The 18,893-nt window shown below is 39.4% G+C and carries 13 protein-coding genes and 1 pseudogene; 11 read left to right on the top strand and 3 right to left on the bottom strand.

Annotation, left to right across the window (positions count from 1 at the left end; all coding sequences use genetic code 11):
- The first annotated feature begins 30 nt into the window (after window positions 1–30).
- Complete coding sequence (locus KHA88_RS15235) at window positions 31–1,149, top strand: NAD(P)/FAD-dependent oxidoreductase (RefSeq protein ID WP_213122392.1); 1,119 nt, start codon at window positions 31–33, stop codon at window positions 1,147–1,149.
- A gap of 68 nt (window positions 1,150–1,217) precedes the next feature.
- Window positions 1,218–2,054: a metallophosphoesterase family protein gene (locus KHA88_RS15230; protein WP_213122391.1), complete on the top strand. Its 837-nt coding sequence runs from the start codon at window positions 1,218–1,220 to the stop codon at window positions 2,052–2,054.
- A 94-nt stretch (window positions 2,055–2,148) separates the two neighbouring features.
- Here KHA88_RS15230 and KHA88_RS15225 read toward each other — a convergent pair whose 3' ends face one another.
- The 3 genes and pseudogenes from KHA88_RS15225 to KHA88_RS15215 all read right to left on the bottom strand — a co-directional run bounded on the left by KHA88_RS15225 (window position 2,149) and on the right by KHA88_RS15215 (window position 5,912).
- Complete coding sequence (locus tag KHA88_RS15225; protein ID WP_213122390.1) at window positions 2,149–3,369, bottom strand: sugar efflux transporter; 1,221 nt, start codon at window positions 3,367–3,369, stop codon at window positions 2,149–2,151.
- 155 nt (window positions 3,370–3,524) lie between these two features.
- Window positions 3,525–4,505 (bottom strand): aldo/keto reductase, encoded by a 981-nt coding sequence (locus tag KHA88_RS15220; RefSeq protein ID WP_213099299.1) that lies wholly within the window; start codon window positions 4,503–4,505, stop codon window positions 3,525–3,527.
- Between the two features lie 229 nt (window positions 4,506–4,734).
- Window positions 4,735–5,912: pseudogene (locus KHA88_RS15215) on the bottom strand (MFS transporter).
- A gap of 250 nt (window positions 5,913–6,162) precedes the next feature.
- Between KHA88_RS15215 and KHA88_RS15210 the strand changes: the two are divergent.
- From KHA88_RS15210 to KHA88_RS15170, 9 genes are all read left to right on the top strand, one after another.
- Window positions 6,163–7,080: an AraC family transcriptional regulator gene (locus KHA88_RS15210; RefSeq protein WP_213099301.1), complete on the top strand. Its 918-nt coding sequence runs from the start codon at window positions 6,163–6,165 to the stop codon at window positions 7,078–7,080.
- Between the two features lie 76 nt (window positions 7,081–7,156).
- The gene (locus KHA88_RS15205) at window positions 7,157–7,702 is read left to right on the top strand and encodes a TetR/AcrR family transcriptional regulator (protein WP_213122389.1); all 546 of its coding nucleotides are present in this window, start codon (window positions 7,157–7,159) and stop codon (window positions 7,700–7,702) included.
- 161 nt (window positions 7,703–7,863) lie between these two features.
- Entirely contained in the window at window positions 7,864–9,933 is a 2,070-nt protein-coding gene (locus KHA88_RS15200; protein ID WP_213122388.1) for a bifunctional aldolase/short-chain dehydrogenase, read from the top strand.
- A 71-nt stretch (window positions 9,934–10,004) separates the two neighbouring features.
- Entirely contained in the window at window positions 10,005–11,447 is a 1,443-nt protein-coding gene (gene rhaB, locus KHA88_RS15195; RefSeq protein ID WP_213122387.1) for a rhamnulokinase, read from the top strand.
- 17 nt (window positions 11,448–11,464) lie between these two features.
- Entirely contained in the window at window positions 11,465–12,721 is a 1,257-nt protein-coding gene (gene rhaA, locus KHA88_RS15190; RefSeq protein WP_213122386.1) for an L-rhamnose isomerase, read from the top strand.
- A 38-nt stretch (window positions 12,722–12,759) separates the two neighbouring features.
- Window positions 12,760–14,058, top strand: a complete 1,299-nt coding sequence (locus tag KHA88_RS15185; RefSeq protein WP_213122385.1) for a class II aldolase/adducin family protein — start codon at window positions 12,760–12,762, stop codon at window positions 14,056–14,058.
- Between the two features lie 267 nt (window positions 14,059–14,325).
- A complete protein-coding gene (locus KHA88_RS15180) occupies window positions 14,326–15,381 on the top strand; it encodes an autoinducer 2 ABC transporter substrate-binding protein (RefSeq protein WP_346729198.1) in 1,056 nt (351 codons plus the stop codon).
- Entirely contained in the window at window positions 15,293–17,170 is a 1,878-nt protein-coding gene (locus tag KHA88_RS15175; RefSeq protein ID WP_213122383.1) for a sensor histidine kinase, read from the top strand. The genes KHA88_RS15180 and KHA88_RS15175 overlap by 89 nt, the downstream gene beginning before the upstream one ends.
- A 21-nt stretch (window positions 17,171–17,191) precedes the next feature.
- Window positions 17,192–18,850 (top strand): response regulator transcription factor, encoded by a 1,659-nt coding sequence (locus tag KHA88_RS15170; RefSeq protein ID WP_213122382.1) that lies wholly within the window; start codon window positions 17,192–17,194, stop codon window positions 18,848–18,850.
- Window positions 18,851–18,893: the final 43 nt, after the last annotated feature.

The following is an 18,893-nucleotide window of genomic DNA, read 5'->3' as shown; positions in this document are numbered from 1 at the left end:
CCCGAAATTTCTTTGAAAAGGTGTTTATAAATGAAGGATTTTATTGTAGTGGGTGCGGGAATTTTAGGTGCGGCAACAGCGTATCATTTGGCGAAGGCGGGGGCGTCGGTAACGGTAGTGGACCGGAAAGATCCGGGGCAGGCAACAGACGCGGCGGCTGGAATTATTTGTCCATGGTTGTCCCAGCGCCGGAACAAAGCATGGTATGCGCTCGCTAAAGGCGGTGCTGCGTATTATGAATCACTTATGAATCAGCTTGAAGAGGATGGCGAAAAAGACACGGGTTATCGGAAAGTAGGAGCAATTAGCCTCCATACCGATTCTGTTAAACTCGACAAGATGGAAGAGAGAGCGGTAAAAAGGCGGGAAGACGCCCCGGAGATTGGTGCCATTAATCAACTGCCACCAGCTGAAACTTCAGCGCTTTTTCCGCCTTTATCACCACAGGATTACGCATCTGTTCACATTAGCGGGGCAGCAAGAGTTAATGGCCGAGCACTGCGACAGGCGCTAGTAAATGCGGCGAAAAAGCATGGTGCAAAGTTTGTTCATGGAGAAGCTAAACTTGATCATGAAAACAACCAAGTGAATGGTGTTCGAGTTGGAGAAAACTTTTTTTCGGCAAATCAAGTCATCGTCACAGCAGGAGCATGGGCGTCTGAGTTATTATCGCCACTCGGGATTAACTTGCAAGTAAGAGGTCAAAAAGCACAAATCGTTCATCTTCAGCTCGAAAACACGCAAACTGCCGATTGGCCAGTAGTAATCCCACCCAATGACCAATACATTTTAGCATTTGATGATGGGCAAGTGGTGATTGGCGCCACACATGAAGATGATGTGAATTTTGACAGACGGGTGACGGCTGGGGGATTGCATGAGATCTTTGACAAAGCATTGGCTGTTGCACCGGGGTTAGCTGATGCTACATTCATCGAAGCACGCGTTGGATTTCGACCATTTACACCGAACTTTCTCCCAATCATCGGGAAGGTCCCAGGTTTCAACGGACTTCTTCTTGCGAATGGGCTTGGCGCTTCGGGGTTAACAGTAGGCCCGTTTCTAGGTCAGCAACTCGCAAAACTAGCACTTGGAGAAGATGTTGATATTGATCTGGAGTTGTATGATGTGGCGGGGGCATTGGAATAAAATTTTTAAAAAGTAAATATTGATGGTTTCTTTTTAACGACGGAGATTTTTTAAAAGGGGGTAAGCATTTGTTTCGAATAGCATTGTTAGGCGATTTACATTACCCATCCAATGATGTCAAAAAGTCGGATTTACAGGAAACAGCGGACAACTTTTTTACGAAATATTTACATGAATTTTTAAGTATAGATGCAGATTTGCATGTTTCAATTGGTGATTTGACCCATTTAGGGCTCGAGAGTGAGTTTCAGTTCATGTATGATCTTGTGAGGAAATACGATGTAACATTTAGACAAGTATTGGGTAATCATGATGTGCTGTCCCTTTCAAAAGAAAAAATAACGGAGCTTATAGGACAACCGAGATATGATGCGATAGAAACAGAAGAGTGCTTGCTCTTATTTTTAGATACTACTAAAGAATTGCAATTACATGGCTGGGGGCTGGACAAGGAACAATGGAATTGGCTTGAAGCACAAATGAGCCGTTCCATTGAGAAGCCATTAATTATATTTGCTCACCATCCTGTACCGAATACGACTAAGTATTCTCCTGAGGGAAATACGAGTTTCGAAGCTTTGCAGGATATTCGTCCCTTGCTGGCTAAAAGGGAGGGGCTTGTCATTTATTTTAATGGACATACACATTCGCAATCTATTATTCAGCAGGCAAACCACCATTTTGTTCAAACCGGGGCTGTATTATGTGATTCCAATTATTTAGTAATAGAGTTAAACGATGATCAAATAAACATTCATACTATGAATATTGGTGACGTACAAATAAACGCCTTTAGAAAAACATTATATGAAAAATTATCGGATTTTCATCGTCCCAATCTTCTTGCCGATGGAGATTTCTCTTCTACTTACAGAATTAAAAGATCATTAAAGATAAACTATTAAAAGTCCCATTCATATAATCTCTCCGATAGAATAAAATTAGAGAAAAGTAGTTATTTGGACTACCTTTCTCTAATTTTTTTTATCTGATAGCAGACTAGACTGACCGTATTTGTTCTGTGGATACTTCCATTTCCGCATGTGATCTTGTTCTCCAAAAGATCAAGAACGAGAATACTCCAAGTGCCAGGCACATCCAAAAAACAGAACGAACCCCCGCTATTTGGGCAATAAAACCGCCACCCAGACTTCCCACTAATCTTCCAATCGTGGACCCGTTATAATAGATGGTTGTGGCTACCCCCGGTGAATTAGGCAGCCGTTCCGTGAAATAGCTTAGTCCAATACCCATGACAATAGCTACAAACGTTGCCTGAAGAAGCTGCGCTGGGATCAACTGCCAAGGATGCGTCGCTACACTTAAAATGGCGTAATAGATCACTACGATCAAGCAGCCATAAATCATTAGAGTATGATTCGAGATCTTTTTTCCTAGTGCACCGAGTCCAAGCATAATCGGAATTTCCAAACCGGCACAAATACTGACTACCACTCCGACATCCCGATACGTCCCATTCAGTTCATTCACAATAAACAACGGCGTAATGATCAAATGAATGGTATTGATGACAAACAGAAAGAAAAAGGCAATAAAAGGCAGTCTAATTTGCCTGTTTTTGATCCAAGAGGTATCTGAACTCTTTTTCTTTTTGGTGTTGCTTTGAACTATTTTTCGTTTTTGTAAAAACAAGAAGACAAGAGATGCAACTATAAGATAAATAGCGGCTGTTCCAAGGAAAATTCCCTTATATCCAGCAAGTGCTAAAATGAGTGTTCCAAATAAAGGTCCTAATAGGAATCCGAGAGAAACAAGAGAACGTAATGTAGAGATTGCTAAAGTCTTGTCATCAGATTTGCTTGCATTTGCGGATTCATGTGCGGATGCATAGATTTGCGGTAAGGCTGGAGCTGCTAATCCATTAAAGAGTGCGACGACAATCAGCAAAATAAAAAAGTTATGAAACACAAGATACGAAGCATACCCTATAGCAGCTGAAAGTGCGGCAATAATAATAATCCATCTACGATCCATCCCGCTATCCGAATGTTTAGCGATGAGCGAGTTCACAACCACGCCGCCCAATGAACTGATTGCCATGAAAATGCCAAAGGCTCCTGCACTCATTCCGAAATCTTCCGTTAAAAACAGGGGTAAATAAGGGGATGTAATAGAAATACCGATACCGATTAGCAGCAAACAAATGACAAATAAACTATATCCTTTAATTGCAAACAGATTTTTTAATCGTGTATACAAATTTTGTCCCCCTTAGAAGAACTTACATATTTTGTTTTAAAGAAGATATAACAGATTTAATCTTGCATTCGGTTGTAAACTAGTAAACACAGAAATACCGAAATTGAAAAAACGGTATCTCTGCTTTATCCTTCTATAACCTTTATACAAATGTATTAGTTAAAACCGCTAATTGGATGCGGTACATACGGCTCTTCTAGGAACGCAACTTCTTCAGGTGTTAACGAAATTGAAAGAGCAGCTACTGCATTATCGAGATGAGATATTTTTGTAGCACCGACAATTGGAGCTGTCACCGGTTCTTTCTGCAGCAACCAGGCAAGGGCTATATGAACACGAGGAACGCCTCGTTTTTCTGCGATTTCCGCCACACGTTCTATGACTAATCGATCGGCATCGGCAGTCGCATCGTATTTAGCTTTTTGAGCTTGATCTGTTTCGGAACGATGTGTTGATTCCTTCCAATCTCGCGTCAATCTTCCTGATGCTAGTGGGCTATATGGAATCACACCGATTTTTTCTTCCTTGCAAAGCGGCAGCATCTCCCGCTCTTCCTCGCGGTACATGAGGTTATAATGATTCTGCATCGATACAAACCGTGTCCATCCATGTTTTTCCGCTACATGTAACGCTTTCAGAAACTGCCAAGCATACATGGCAGAAGCACCGATATATCTTGCCTTGCCAGCCTTCACCACATCATGCAATGCTTCCATCGTTTCTTCAATTGGAGTATTGTAATCCCAGCGGTGAATTTGGTAGAGATCCACATAATCGGTTCCTAGTCTCTTAAGGCTTTTATCAATTTCACTCATGATTGCCTTCCGAGAAAGTCCTGCCCCATTTGGACCATCATGCATACGAAAATGAACTTTAGTTGCAAGGACAATTTCATCCCGATTGGCATAATCCTTCAGAGCCCGACCAACATATTCCTCGCTTGTTCCATTTGAATACACATTTGCTGTATCAAAAAAATTGATTCCTAGATCAAGAGCCTTTTTGATGACAGGACGACTGTTTTCCTCGTCAAGCACCCACGGATGAAAACCAGTATTCACATCACCAAAGCCCATAGTTCCCAGACAAATCCGAGATACATCCAACCCGGTATTTCCAAGTTTTACATATTCCATTAAATAGTTCCCCACTTTCTGATATTTGTAGTTTATTAGAACATCCAAAGTTCTTCTCACTTGTTCTAGCCTCGTCATCTTTATTATGACAGAACCAGAAATGCGACCGTTATCTCGTTTATCTCAAATGATTGCCTATTCTTCTCATGACACATTTATTATTTACATTTTTCAAATTAAATCCTAGGATTACAGATAACCAGAAAAAATCACTTCCTATTTTCCCTATTTATACTGATTTTGAGGAAAGAGATTCAGTATTTAGATGGGGAAGTTTCTTTTTCAACAATCGTATAACAAAGAAAGAAAATAAAATCAGGGAAACAGCAACTGACACAGCACTAACTGTAAATAACATCTGATAACTCGTGTACTGGGAAACCCAGCCTAGCGTCATCGCACCTAGCCCGATTCCGAGGTCGGTAGCAGTCGAAAAAGAGGCATTGGCTACTCCTGTTCGATCCGGGCGAACAAGACGTAATGTTGCCGCTTGAAGAGCCGGCTGCGCGGAACCGAAACCAATGCCGTAAAGAACAGCTGTAACGAGTACACCAAACAATCCGGTCGAAAAGCTTAAGATTATCAAAGCTAATATCGTAATCACGAGACTCGGTACAATGACAAATGTCTCACCATGCCGGTCCGAAAGTTTTCCTGCAACTGGACGGATCAGTACAAGTGTCGCCGCATAGACGAGAAAGAACGTGCCGGAATTGACATTAATCGAGTAAGCGAATAGCGGAACAAAGCTGGTAATGCCGCCATAAGCGATAAAAAGAAAAAAGACCGATGTGGTAACAGGTAATACTGATTTTTCGAAAATTTCCATTCGCCTTACGCCGGGCTGCGGCTGGAAAGGCATTTTTGCTCCAAACGTCAATAGCAACGCCGCGACTGAAAGGCCCGAAGCGAATAGGAACAGGGCGTTGAACGAAAGATTCCCTGAAATCCAGATACCGAACATTGGGCCGATTGCCATAGCCAGAGTCATGGCCATCCCGGACCATCCCAGCCCTTCACCCCGGCGGGAGGATGGGATCATATCTGTAATTGCCGTAATGATGGATGTTGTGGAGACGCCCCAACTCATTCCGTGTAATATTCTGAGCGCCATCAAAACAACGATTCCGCCAACCCATTCATACATATACATCGTCACGGCAAAGAAAATCAGCCCCCAGACGATAAACGGCCGCCTGCCGAAACGGTCCAGTAATCCACCGATAATCGGGCGAAGAATAACAGCGGAAAGCATAAATACCCCCATAGCCAGGCCAACTTGAGATTCATTGCCTCCATTTGCTTAATAAACAGCGGCAATGTTGGATATAGCATATAAAATCCTGTGAATAAGAAAAACATCCCGACGGTCATAAAAATAAATGGTTTCGTCCATAAGCGTTCCACGATTCATTCCTCCTTAGGTGAAAGATTCAATGTTGTTCCTTCACAGCAAAGCGGCAGCATCTATTTCCTTTATTGCCACACCAATTTCAGTTGTTTTATTGGGACCTATGCTCTTAATTATGTAACAGATAAAAAGAAACCGTTATCACATTTCTATCAAATGATTGCCTAATCCTCTCAAAACTCGTACTCAAGATATGAATATGCATTATAATGGAACCATCAAGGTCAAGGAAACAGGGAGGATTATATGTCTGAACAACTATTTAAACAGCAGGATGAGCTCGCCAAACTAATACAGCGTTATGCCGGACAGGATGGTGTTCATGCAACCGCCATTCCGTCTTTATTTTTAATTAATAAATCTAATGTTACTGCACCAAATCAAGGTGTTTATAAGCCTTCCTTATGCATCATCGTCCAAGGTGCGAAGGAGGTTCTACTGGCACAGGAACGCTTTATATACAATCCTGGCAATTATCTGGTTGCATCCGTTGATTTGCCGGTTACCAGCCAAATCATCGAGGCATCATCCGACGTTCCATATTTGGCTCTGAAGCTTGAATTTACACCGAGCCAAATCCTAGAAGTTTTAAATAATTTTGAAGTTAATATTGATTCAAAAAGAAAAGCTAAGCGAGCTATGTTCGTCAGCGGGATTGAGTTACCTATTTTGGATGCAGTAATCAGGTTAGTTCGTTTGCTGGATAATCCTAGAGATATACCGGTACTTGCTCCTCTATTCACGAAGGAAATTCTATATAGGGTTTTGCAAGGGCGGCATGGGGCTACACTGGAGCAAATTGCAATAGAAGGAAGCGATACCAATCGAATCAACGATGCTATTGAGCAAATCAAGCATAACTATGATAGGCCAATCCGTATTGAGGAGCTTGCAGAAATAGCGAATATGAGCGTTTCTTCTCTTCATAGGCACTTTAAAGAGGTCACCGCTATGAGTCCTATACAGTTTCAAAAACATCTAAGACTACAGGAAGCACGGCGCCTATTATTATCTGAATCAACGGATGCCGCTGATGTCGCATTCCAAGTAGGTTACGAAAGTCCGTCACAATTCAGCCGAGAATATTCCCGCATGTTTGGTTTTCCACCTAGAGAAGATATCAAGCGCCTGAGGGGAAGATATGACGATAGAATAAACGCATGAAGCTTAAAGGGGCAATCAGCGAATTTTATAAGAGATGATCCGTTTAGTTTATTAAGGAAGGTGGGTGCCTCATTTAATGTCCAAAGTAGATAGAAGAATACTTAAATCTCGAGAAGCGATAAAAAAAGCTTTCATTGCACTCATGTCTGAACAAAGTTTTGACAACATCACGATTCAGGATATTTCCAACAGGGCTAATGTTGGTCGAGGAACGATCTATTCTAATTATATTGATAAATTTGATCTACTGGATAAGCTGATTGGAGAACATATTAATGAAATGCGAGAATTATACGAATCGACATCTGACATGGATGAGATAGATGCGAAGGAACTCTGGTTCGATTATATTAAGAGTAACTATGTATTCTTTTCTACAATGTTAGAGAGTAAAGGAGCCCCTTATTTTCGTAATCAGTTCCTCGAGTTTCTCGTAGAGGAGTTCAAGGATGAAGTGGATATAAAGACGGGAAAAAATCAGGGGTTAAATGAAGAAGTTATTCTTCAAATAATGGCCACTTCTTACTATGGGGTAGTGGAGTGGTGGGTCAAAAACGAAATGCCTTACCCTCCTTATGTTATGGCAGAACATGTGGGGGTTTTGTTAGAAGGGAATCTATAACAATCTAATTTTCGAAATGGAAAAGCGTGGGCGGGGAGCTCACGCTTATTTTTCATTTTTCAAAAAAGAAAAATGAAAGCGCATATTCAAACGTAAACAAATATAGTATACTATGAAACAAAGGTAAAAAAAGATAAAAATAAAAAAACGGAGGTAATCAAATGTCTAAAAATTTATGGAATCAACACGAAGTGTTTAACTTAAATAAGGGAGTAGAAGAGCTCGTCTACCGTTCAAATTTAATAGGTTCAGATCGTGCTGTATGCAATTGGGGCGGAGGAAACACGTCCATGAAAACGATCGAGAAGGATTTTCGCGGTCGTGATATTGAGGTTATGTGGGTTAAGGGAAGCGGTTCGGATCTTGCAACAATGAAAGCCGATAATTTTACCGGCTTAAATATGGAGGATATCCGGCCATTGATTGAGCGCGATAGCATGACTGATGCAGAAATGGTGGAGTATTTGTCACATTGCATGATTGATAGCAAACATCCACGTCCTTCGATTGAAACTCTATTGCATGCTTTTTTGCCATTCAAACACGTGGATCATACACATCCCGATGCAATTATTAGCCTTTGCTGTGCAGATAATGGTAAGGAAATTGCCAAAGAAATTTATGGTGATCGATTTGTCTGGGTACCTTATATTCGCCCTGGATTTTCACTATCGAAAATGATTGCGGAAGGTGTGAAAAATCACCCTAAGGCTGAGCTGGTTTTAATGGAAAAACACGGGCTTGTAACATGGGGCGATACATCAGAAGAAGCTTACAACAAGACAATCGATATTATTAATGAAGCAGAAAGCTATATTAATAGTGGTATTCAAAAAGATAAAATGTTCGGCGGAGCTAAATATAATGCATTTTCGGAAGTGGAACGACAGGCAGTTCTTGCGACCGTTATGCCTGTCATCCGCGGTGCAGTAAGCGATGTAAAAAAAATGATTGTCACATTTGATGATTCAGAGGATGTTCTTCAATTTGTAAATAGCTATGACGCCCCGGCAATTTCACAAGTCGGAGCCGCGTGCCCCGATCACTTAGTTCATACAAAACGCACACCCCTATATATTGACTGGGAGCCGCAGGCAGATGATGTAGAAAACCTGATCAAAAAAGTTAAATCGGGTGTGCAAAAATATAAAGAAGAGTACAAGGCATACTTTGAGCGAAATAAACATGAAGGCGATCAAATGTTTGAAGCAGCACCACGCGTGATTTTAATTCCTGGAATCGGAATGTTGAACACGGGAAAAAACACGATGATGGCAAATGTAAGCGGAGGACTGTACCATCGTGCCATCGCGGTGATGAAAGGTTCCACAGCACTCGGAGAATTTGTATCATTGAGCGAAAATGAATCATACAACGTAGAATATTGGCCGCTAGAATTGTACAAGCTTTCACTCGCGCCGGCGGAAGTAGAATTTTCTCGGAAAGTTGCCTTTATTACAGGAGGAGCGGGAGGAATCGGAAGTGCAACGGCTCGCAGGCTCGTCTCAGAAGGTGCGCACGTTGTCCTTGCGGATTTAAATTTCGAAGGTGCAAAAAAAATTGCGGCTGAGATGAATGCTGCATATGGAGAAGGACGGGCAGTAGCAGTGAAAATGGACGTAACAAGTGAAGAGCAGGTCGAGGCCGCTTTTGCGAAAGCAGCACTTACTTACGGCGGTGTTGATATTATCGTTAATAATGCTGGGCTTGCTACATCAAGTCCATTCGATGAAACTACATTAAAGGAATGGAATTTGAACATGGATGTTCTAGGGACTGGATATTTCCTTGTCGCCCGTGAAGCATTCAAGCAGATGAAGGAACAAGGGATAGGCGGAAACATGGTATTTGTGGGATCGAAAAACTCGGTTTATGCGGGTAAAAATGCGGCTGCATACAGCTCTGCCAAAGCACTTGAAACTCATTTGGCCCGCTGTATTGCAGCAGAAGGGGGCGAGTTCGGTATACGGGTTAATTCAGTCCTTCCGGATGCTGTGCTCCAAGGATCGGCCATTTGGGGTTCAAGCTGGCGTGAAGAGCGTGCGGCTGCATATGGGATCAATCCGGATCAGCTTGAAAATCATTATAAAAATCGCACAACATTACTTGTAAACATTTATCCAAAGGATATTGCTGAATCTATTGCGTTTTTTGCTTCATCGAAAGCAGATAAAACGACCGGCTGCATGATTACCGTAGATGGCGGTGTACCAGCAGCCTTTACAAGATAAATATTTTCCGATTTTGCGGCTCGGGTTCTGGACGGGTAGAGCCCTTGCCCTTTAAAAGGAGTGAAAACTGTATGGTTCATATTGCGGTTGACATAGGTGCATCGAGCGGCAGACTAGTTGCCGGTGAAATAAAAGAAAACAAACTACAAATCAAAGAGATTCATAGATTTGCAAATGGTTTTATAGAAAAAGAAGGTAGGTTGTATTGGGATATTGATCATTTATTAATGGAAATCATCAAAGGCCTTGCTGTGGCCAAGTCAATTGGGTATGAAGCATGTACAGTCGGCATTGATACTTGGGGTGTTGATTATGTGCTTGTCGGCAAAAATGGTAAACGATTACAAGAAGTTGTCTCTTATCGTGATAAACGCACAGAAAAAACAATCGAAAAAATCATCAAACACATTCCCAAAAAATTGATGTATGAAAAAACAGGTCTCCATTTCTTACCATTTAATACTATATATCAGCTGTTTGAAGAGATTCCGACATTGATTCGTGAAACGGATAAGATTTTGATGGTGCCAGATTATTTAGGCTATCGGCTTACCGGGAATATGGTGATGGAAGAAACGATTGCATCGACAATGCAGCTTCTAAATATTGAAAAACGTGATTTTGATGACGAACTACTCAGTATTATTTCAGTGAAAAAAGAGCAGTTCCCTGATTTTGCCGAACCTGGACAGGAACTTGGTTGGTTAAAGAAGGATTGGTTCCCAGCTTACGATCTGCCTGATTGCAAATTAGTGACGGTCGCTTCTCATGATACAGCATCAGCTGTTGCAGGGACTCCAGGAATTGGGGAAGGTTGGTCCTATTTAAGTAGCGGCACGTGGTCGCTACTAGGCATTGAAACGAGCCAGCCGGTTATCAGTGAATTGTCCCAAGAAGAAAACTATACAAACGAATGGGGTGCCTTTCAGACGTACCGCTTTTTAAAAAATATTATGGGCATGTGGATTATTCAAGAGGTGCGTAAAAACTTACCGAAAAACTATCGTTATTCACAGTTGGTGGAAGAAGCGAAAAAGGTGGAACGATTCCAGCAGTTTATTAATTTTAACGATGACCGTTTCTTAAACCCGACTAATATGGTTACGGAAATTCAAGCATATTGCAAAGAAACAAATCAGCCTATTCCAGAAACAGCAGGTGAGTTTGCCGGCTGTGTGTATGACAATCTTGCTATTATTTATGCGATTGCAATTATGGATCTGGAAAAAATCACAGGGAAAAAGATTGAATGCCTGCATATTGTAGGTGGAGGTGCGCAAAACGAGCTTTTGAATCAATTAACGGCTGATGTAAGTGGAAAAACGGTTTACGCCGGACCATCAGAAGCGACGGCAATCGGTAATTTAATATTACAGATGATTGCAGTAGATGAAATTGAGGATTTACGAGCAGGGCGGCAATTAATCCAAAAGTCCTTTGATATCAAAAAATATGTACCTGTAGCTATTGACCAGAAAAAAGTGGTTACTCAATTTAAACAATTTATAAGATAAAAGAGGGGAAGATTTTTATGACAAATGTAAAAGAACAATTTGAAGCGGCAAAACAAGCATACTCAAAGTGGGGCATTGACGTTGATTCAGTACTTGAAACTTTGAAGCGTGTGCCTATCTCCATTCATTGCTGGCAGGGCGATGACATAGGTGGATTTGAAGTGAACCGTGGTGAGCTATCCGGTGGAATTGACGTGACTGGGGATTACCCTGGAAAAGCAACGACACCGGAAGAGCTTCGTATGGATTTGGAAAAAGCGTTATCACTGATTCCGGGGAAGCATCGAGTCAATTTACATGCCATTTATGCGGAAACAAATGGAGAAGTGGTTGAGCGGGATGAACTCGAACCAAAGCATTTTGAGAAATGGGTACATTGGGCAAAAGAAAATCGTCTTGGCCTTGATTTTAATCCGACACTGTTTTCTCATGAAAATGCAGCAGACGGACTTACGCTTTCACATCCTGACCCGGAGATCAGAAAGTACTGGATAAATCATTGCATTCAGAGTCGCAAAATTGGTGAATATTTCGGCAGTGAGCTTGGGACACCGTGTTTAACCAATATTTGGATCCCGGACGGCTATAAAGATATCCCAAGCGACCGTCTCACGCCGAGAAAACGCCTTAAAGATTCGCTTGATAAAATTTTTGCAGTTGAAGTTAATGAAGAGCACAATATTGACGCGATAGAGAGTAAGCTTTTCGGCATCGGTTCCGAATCGTATGTTGTAGGGTCCCATGAGTTTTATTACGGCTATGCATTGAAAAACGATAAGCTTTGCTTAATCGATACCGGTCACTTCCATCCGACAGAAACCGTATCAAATAAAATCTCATCGATGTTATTATACAGTGACCAATTAGCTCTTCACGTTTCACGGCCAGTACGCTGGGACAGCGACCATGTTGTAACACTTGATGATGAACTGCGTGAAATCGCACTTGAAATTGTTCGTAATGGAGCGCTGGATCATGTGAAAATCGGCCTTGATTTCTTTGATGCAAGTATTAATCGCGTAGCTGCCTGGACGATAGGCACACGCAATATGATTAAAGCACTTTTATATGCTTTATTGACACCCAACGATTATTTAAAGCAACTCCAAGATGAAGGTAACTTTACTGACAGACTCGCACTCATCGAAGAGTTTAAAACATATCCATTCGGTGCCGTGTGGGATTATTATTGTGAGCAAATGGATGTGCCAGTGAAAGAAAGCTGGCTGGAAGATGTAAAAACCTATGAAAAAGAAGTCCTTTCAAAAAGATAAAATAACAATCTATTAAATATGGAAGGAGAAGATCATATATGAATGTTGATTCCATTCATCCGGCTGATCAGCTTGTTACAATCATGGACCGAATTTATCAATATGGCATGACGACCATTTCTGGCGGGAACCTCTCAATTAAAGACGAAAATGGTGATCTTTGGATTACTCCTTCAGGTGTCGATAAAGGTGCATTGAAAAGAAAGGATATTATGTGCGTGAAAAAGGACGGTTCCATTGAAGGGAGTCATAAACCATCAGTGGAGCTGCCATTCCACCAAGGTATTTATGAAGCTCGTCCGGATATTAAAGCAATTGTTCATGCTCATCCCCCGGCATTAGTCTCCTTTAGTATGGCTCGAAAAGGACCTAATTATAAATTAACTCCACATGCGTTTACAAACATTGCAGGTCAAATCGAGATAGCTGCTTATGCGATTCCCGGCAGTGAAAAACTAAAAGCGAATATAGCGAAAGAATTTGCAAAGGGTGGCGACGCCGTTATTCTTGAAAATCACGGGATAGTAGTCGGTAAAAATAATATTTTCGATGCTTTTGCGCTTTTTGAAACATTAGAGGATGTAGCATATCTTGAAATTAATGCTAGAAAATTAGGCGTACCACGGGAATTGTCCAGGGAAAATTTACAAATGGTTACATCTTATCGTCCAAACGAATTAGAAGAATTTACTGTTACGAACCGTACAATGGAAGAGACAGAGGCAAGAGCAGAGATGTGTAATTTAATTCAACGATTATATTCACGCCAGCTTTTTATTAGTACGGCTGGGAGTTTTTCTACACGTTTAAGCGATGGTTCCATTATGATTACACCATTTAAAAAAGATCGTAAAAATATTGAAGCAGATGATTTAGTGTTGATTAAAAATCACTGTCGCGAACAAGGGAAGACACCATGTGATTTGTATGAATTACATACAAAAATTTATGAAAAACATCCGGAAGTCACATCTATCATCGTTGCAAACCCCCGTTATTTAATGGCCTTTGCAGTGACAGATGTAGATTATAATACTCATATCATTCCAGAAGCTTATATTGTTCTTCGTGATATTCACAAAGTACCCTTTGGCATTGGAAAAGACCATCACGAGATGATCGTTGGTAAATTAGCTAAGGATAATCCTGTGCTATTAGTTGAAAATGGATATGCGGTTATCACCGCTAATAGTTTACTTAGTTCATTTGATATGTTAGAAGTAGCAGAATACAGTGCTAAGGCGCTAGTTTTTTCAAAAGATGTGGGAGAAGTTATCAATATTAGTGAGGAAGAAATAGCGGAAATAATTGATGGATTTAACCTAGTAACACAATAGGGCGGGCCTAGTTACAATTTTTTCACGATGACTATTCGGAAATTTGTGAAACCTGATAAAATGATTGCATTTTATCAGGTTTTTTGAATGGTAACAACTCAACAAATATAAAGTAGAAGATAATCGAGCCTATTATTTATAGATAGCATCTTTAATCTAGTCATATTATACTAAAATTACAAACCAATCTTTCAAAATGAAACCGCTCTCCTGTTATAGAGAACGATTATGTATAGAAGTAGTGCTTTTGGATGGGGGGAAATCACTGTGAAAATAAAATATTTCCTTTTTGCTATTATATTTTTAACTTTATGTGGTTGCGGATTTTTTGGCAATGAATCTAGCAAATATGAAATTATTTATAATGGGGAAGCAAATAACCATAAGCAAGCTGCTAAAAATAACACAACAAAAAAGAATGAACAATACACGATTGCTCTTGTTCCTAAAATCGAGGGAATCCCTTATTTTAAAGCCGTAAAAGAAGGAGCATTGGAAGCTGGAAGAGATATCGGAGTAAATATAATATATAAAGGTCCATCATCAGCGAGCTGGCTGGAGCAGGCACTAGTGATAGAAGAATTGATTGAGGAAAATGTAGACTGTATTGCGGTCGCTGCCGACGATCCGTTGAAGCTAGGCGGGGTATTACAAAAGGCAAGTAATAGGGGAATAAAGGTAATTACGTGGGATGCTGACACGGACCCAGAATTTAGAAGTTTCTTTATAAATATGGTGGATCCTGAAATTTTAGGCCGGCATGTATTGGACCTTCTTGCATGGGAGGTTAATGAACAAGGAGAATATGCAATTATGACAGGTTCATCAACTGCGGCAAATTTAAATGAATGGATTAAATGGATAGGCATTCATAAAATGGAGAATTATCCCCAAATGAAGCTGGTTGAAGTTGTTCCGACGAATGAAGATCCTCACAAAGCCTACATGGCTGCACAAAATCTATTAGAAAAGCACCCAAATTTAAAAGGGATTATCGGAGTATCTACCCTTAATCCGCCTGCAGCTGCCCAAGCTGTAAAAGATGCAGGGAAGACAGGTGAAATCAAAGTGGTAGGTGTATCGTCACCCAGTCAAATGAAAGCCTTTTTATTAGAGGGAGATGCACAATGGATCACATTGTGGAGCCCTCAGAAACTAGGATATTTAACGGTTAGTCTAGCTCATAACTTGCTAAATGATGAAATGCCATATGATGGACAGCAAGTTCCAAATATTGGAGCAATTAAATTTGATGGTGACATGGTCATTATGGGCAGGCCAATTGATTTTACAAAGGAAAATGTTGATCAGTATGATTTTTAAAAATAAAAAACGAATCAAATTAAATAACATCAGATTATCTACTAAACTGATTATTACATATGTGCTATTAACCGTTATCCCGATGGCTTTATTAGGATATATTGTCTATAGCCAATATTCTAAGTCTATAGAGGCTCAAGTAGGAGAGTATATCCCACAATTACTAAGACAGGCAAATGATAATTTAGAAAATGAGATTGGAAAGCTTGAGAATTTGCCTGATCTGATATATAGCTCTGGAGAAGTAATGGAAGTACTGAGAGATCGTCAAATTCAAAATAAGTCTTCACGTCTTCATGGGCAGTATACCGTTCAAAGTTATTTGACAAATATCTACCTTACTTCTAATAATCCAGATATTTTGGGCGCATTTTTAATTTCAAAGAATCGTCTATTTGCAAGCACACGAACTTCCTATCAGGGATTCGGCTTTAAAGATGGCTCCTTTCCATATCAAAAAGATGTTGTACAAGTAGGAGATATGAAGTTGCTCTTCCCTGATCAAATTAAATTATCATTTAAAGACAACCCATCTTATGTGTTGTTGGTTAAACAAATAACAGACTTTGATAATAGGAAAAATTTAGGCACCCTTTATTTAGCTCTGAATGTAAGTTTTTTTGAAAGAGTTCTTGAAGATTTAGGTCGTAATGAAAATACAACGATGTGGATCATGGATAAGGAAGGGCAAGTAATTTATCATACAGATGAAGCAAAAATAGGGGAAAATGTAGAGCAAATACATGATTATCCACTATTAAATGGCAGTTTCCGTACAAACGATGGTCAGAAGACACTTATTAGTTTAAGTGAAGCAAAAGAATTTCCTTGGATTCTCGGGTATAGCATTCCCTTGAAAAATTTAACGGAACAAACTGATATTGTAAGGAATGTAACAATAGTAATTTTTATTATCGTAGCTTGTATTGCGACGCTCATTTCAATTTTTTTGGCATGGACAGTGACAAGACCTATTAAACAATTAAGTTATATCATGAAAGATGTAGAGGCTGGGAATTTTAAAGTAGATGTACCTATTTATTCAAGTGATGAAGTAGGCATGCTCGCACATAGTTTTCGTTCGATGCTCTCCAAAATACGAGCATTGATTCAAAAAAATTATCTCATAGAAATTCGTCAAAAAAATGCAGAGTTATACGCGTTGCAATCTCAAATTAATCCTCATTTTATGTACAATACATTAGAAACAATCGGAATGGCGGTCGAAGATGAGGAGCACGAGCAAGCGGTTCATATGATCACACTATTAGGGAGAATGATGAGGTTTTCGATTAGCAATAAAGATAACCTTGTTTCGATTTCTTCTGAGGTTCAGCATATTCGTGATTACTTGAATATTCAAAAGTTTAGGTTTGAGGATCGACTAAGTTTTTATATTCGTGAAGATGTTGATACATTAAAATGTTTTACTCCAAAATTTATTTTGCAGCCTATTATCGAAAATGCAATTAAATATGGTTTAGAAAAAAGAAAAGAAATCAAGATTGAAATAGAAGTTGTAGGTGAGATGACGCCAGAAGGAAAGCAAGCGATCCTTTTTATTATTCGAGATAACGGACCTGGTATAAATGAGGATACGATGACGAGGATAAAAGAATTATTATCATCTGATCCGATGAAAAGTAGAGATTCCGGATTTGGCATTATTAATGTTTTTGCCAGAATTGTGATGATGTTTGGCGATGAATATGGGTTGCAGCTTAAAAGTGAAAAGGAAAAAGGGACTGAAGTCGTTATCCGACTCCCAAAAACGACGGAACTAAAATAAATTGAAAGGGGGAGGTAAACATTGAAGAAAATAAAAACGGTTATTGTAGATGACGAGCCAAGAATTAGAAGAGGTATTGAAAGGTTAGTTCTTTCAAATGGTGAAGATTGGGAAGTTATCGGTGTATTTTCGGACGGACAAGAAGCTTATGATTCGATTGTGAATAAGTTTGAATCGATTGATTTATTAATCACGGATGTTCAAATGCCGGTTATGGATGGTTTAACTTTAATTAAAAAGTTAAACAGGCAATCGAAGGACTTTTTTACGATCATTATTAGCGGATTTGATGAATTCACCTACGTACAAGAAGCAATTCGAGAGGGGGCAATCGATTATATTTTAAAACCGATTGATCGAGAAAATTTTCAGATACAATTAAATGAAGTAAAAAAGAAAATTTATCATAAACAAATAAACGAAAATATGTGGAGGGAGTTCCAGGCAAAGGAACTCCAACTAAATTATGCCAAACAAATACAATTTTTAAGCGAATTGACATGGAACGATGAAACGGATATTTCTTTTATGGAGTGGGCATCACAGTTTCCAATAGGCCGATATAAACTCGTTCATATCGATATTGATCAAGTTTTCACTAAATCAAAACAGGTGTCGTCATCAGAATTGAGGGCTTGGCATTTTGCAGTGGAAAATATTATTAATGAGCTAATGACAGATGAGCTAAGCCAACAAGAAGTTGAATTTTGGCTCTGGAAAAATAGCAATATGAGCTTTTGGCTATTATTATTTGATGCTAAAAAAGAGAGAATAAATTCATCCTTTAACCTATTAATTGAAGAATATTTATTGAAGTTAAAAAAGACGATAAAACAATATATGAAATTTACTATGTCAATTGCATACGGTAATGAATTTGAGGACCTCTCCCTTTTACCAACGATGAGAGATCAATTACTATCATTAATGCAATTTCGAATCATTGAAGGTGGGAATAAAATCTTTCATTTAAGTACACTCAATGATCTTTCAATTAAAAAAACGTCAACCATGCCATCTTCCGTATATAAATATACCGAGCAAATTGTAAATGCGCTGGGAGAGAAAAATGAAGCGGAAGTGAACAATGCTTTGTCTCGTTTTTTTCATGAAATGGAGACATTGCAATCCCCTTTATTCATCCAAGAGTCCATACAATATTTATGTATACGTGTGATTAAACGCTGGATGGAAAACGACGGATTCGGTGAAGATATTAACATGCTTATGGAAGCTCTTCTAATCGCAAAGAAGGCTGCTAATTTAATACAATTAAAGGATGGCATCAAGGACTGGATGATCAGCTTAGTCAAGAAAATGAAAGCAATGGACTCTAGTCATTCCGACCCGATTTATCAAGTAAAGAACTGGGTGGATCAACATTTAAGTGAAAATATAACAATAAAAAAACTGGCGGAGCACGTGTATATAAATCCTACATATCTATGTGAATATTTTAAAGCACAGACAGGCGAAACTGTATTAAATTATGTGACAAAGACAAGACTAAAAAAGGCTAAAGAATTATTAGAAAAGACTGATTTGAAAATTTACGATGTTGCTGCAAGTGTTGGGTACCAGGACACAAAATATTTCGGACGATTATTTAAACAATGGACAAATCAGACACCATCACAATATAGAGAAAAGTATAGTAAACCCTCTATACTGATAGATTAGTATTTTTTATTGAGACCTTCATATACTGGGGGTCTTTTTTGTC

Source organism: Lederbergia citrea (assembly GCF_018343525.1).
GTDB classification, from domain to species: domain Bacteria; phylum Bacillota; class Bacilli; order Bacillales; family Bacillaceae_C; genus Lederbergia; species Lederbergia citrea.
Note: the sequence above shows the minus strand (reverse complement) of the source record. Positions and strands in the feature narration are given on the sequence as shown.

What these genes read in the sequence shown, in the direction of transcription:
- KHA88_RS15185 (WP_213122385.1), top strand. Translation starts at nt 12,760, where the DNA reads ATGAATGTTGATTCCATTCATCCGGCTGATCAGCTTGTTACAATCATG.
- KHA88_RS15220 (WP_213099299.1), bottom strand. Translation starts at nt 4,505, where the DNA reads ATGGAATATGTAAAACTTGGAAATACCGGGTTGGATGTATCTCGGATT.
- rhaA (WP_213122386.1), top strand. Translation starts at nt 11,465, where the DNA reads ATGACAAATGTAAAAGAACAATTTGAAGCGGCAAAACAAGCATACTCA.
- KHA88_RS15205 (WP_213122389.1), top strand. Translation starts at nt 7,157, where the DNA reads ATGTCCAAAGTAGATAGAAGAATACTTAAATCTCGAGAAGCGATAAAA.
- KHA88_RS15200 (WP_213122388.1), top strand. Translation starts at nt 7,864, where the DNA reads ATGTCTAAAAATTTATGGAATCAACACGAAGTGTTTAACTTAAATAAG.
- KHA88_RS15235 (WP_213122392.1), top strand. Translation starts at nt 31, where the DNA reads ATGAAGGATTTTATTGTAGTGGGTGCGGGAATTTTAGGTGCGGCAACA.
- rhaB (WP_213122387.1), top strand. Translation starts at nt 10,005, where the DNA reads ATGGTTCATATTGCGGTTGACATAGGTGCATCGAGCGGCAGACTAGTT.
- KHA88_RS15210 (WP_213099301.1), top strand. Translation starts at nt 6,163, where the DNA reads ATGTCTGAACAACTATTTAAACAGCAGGATGAGCTCGCCAAACTAATA.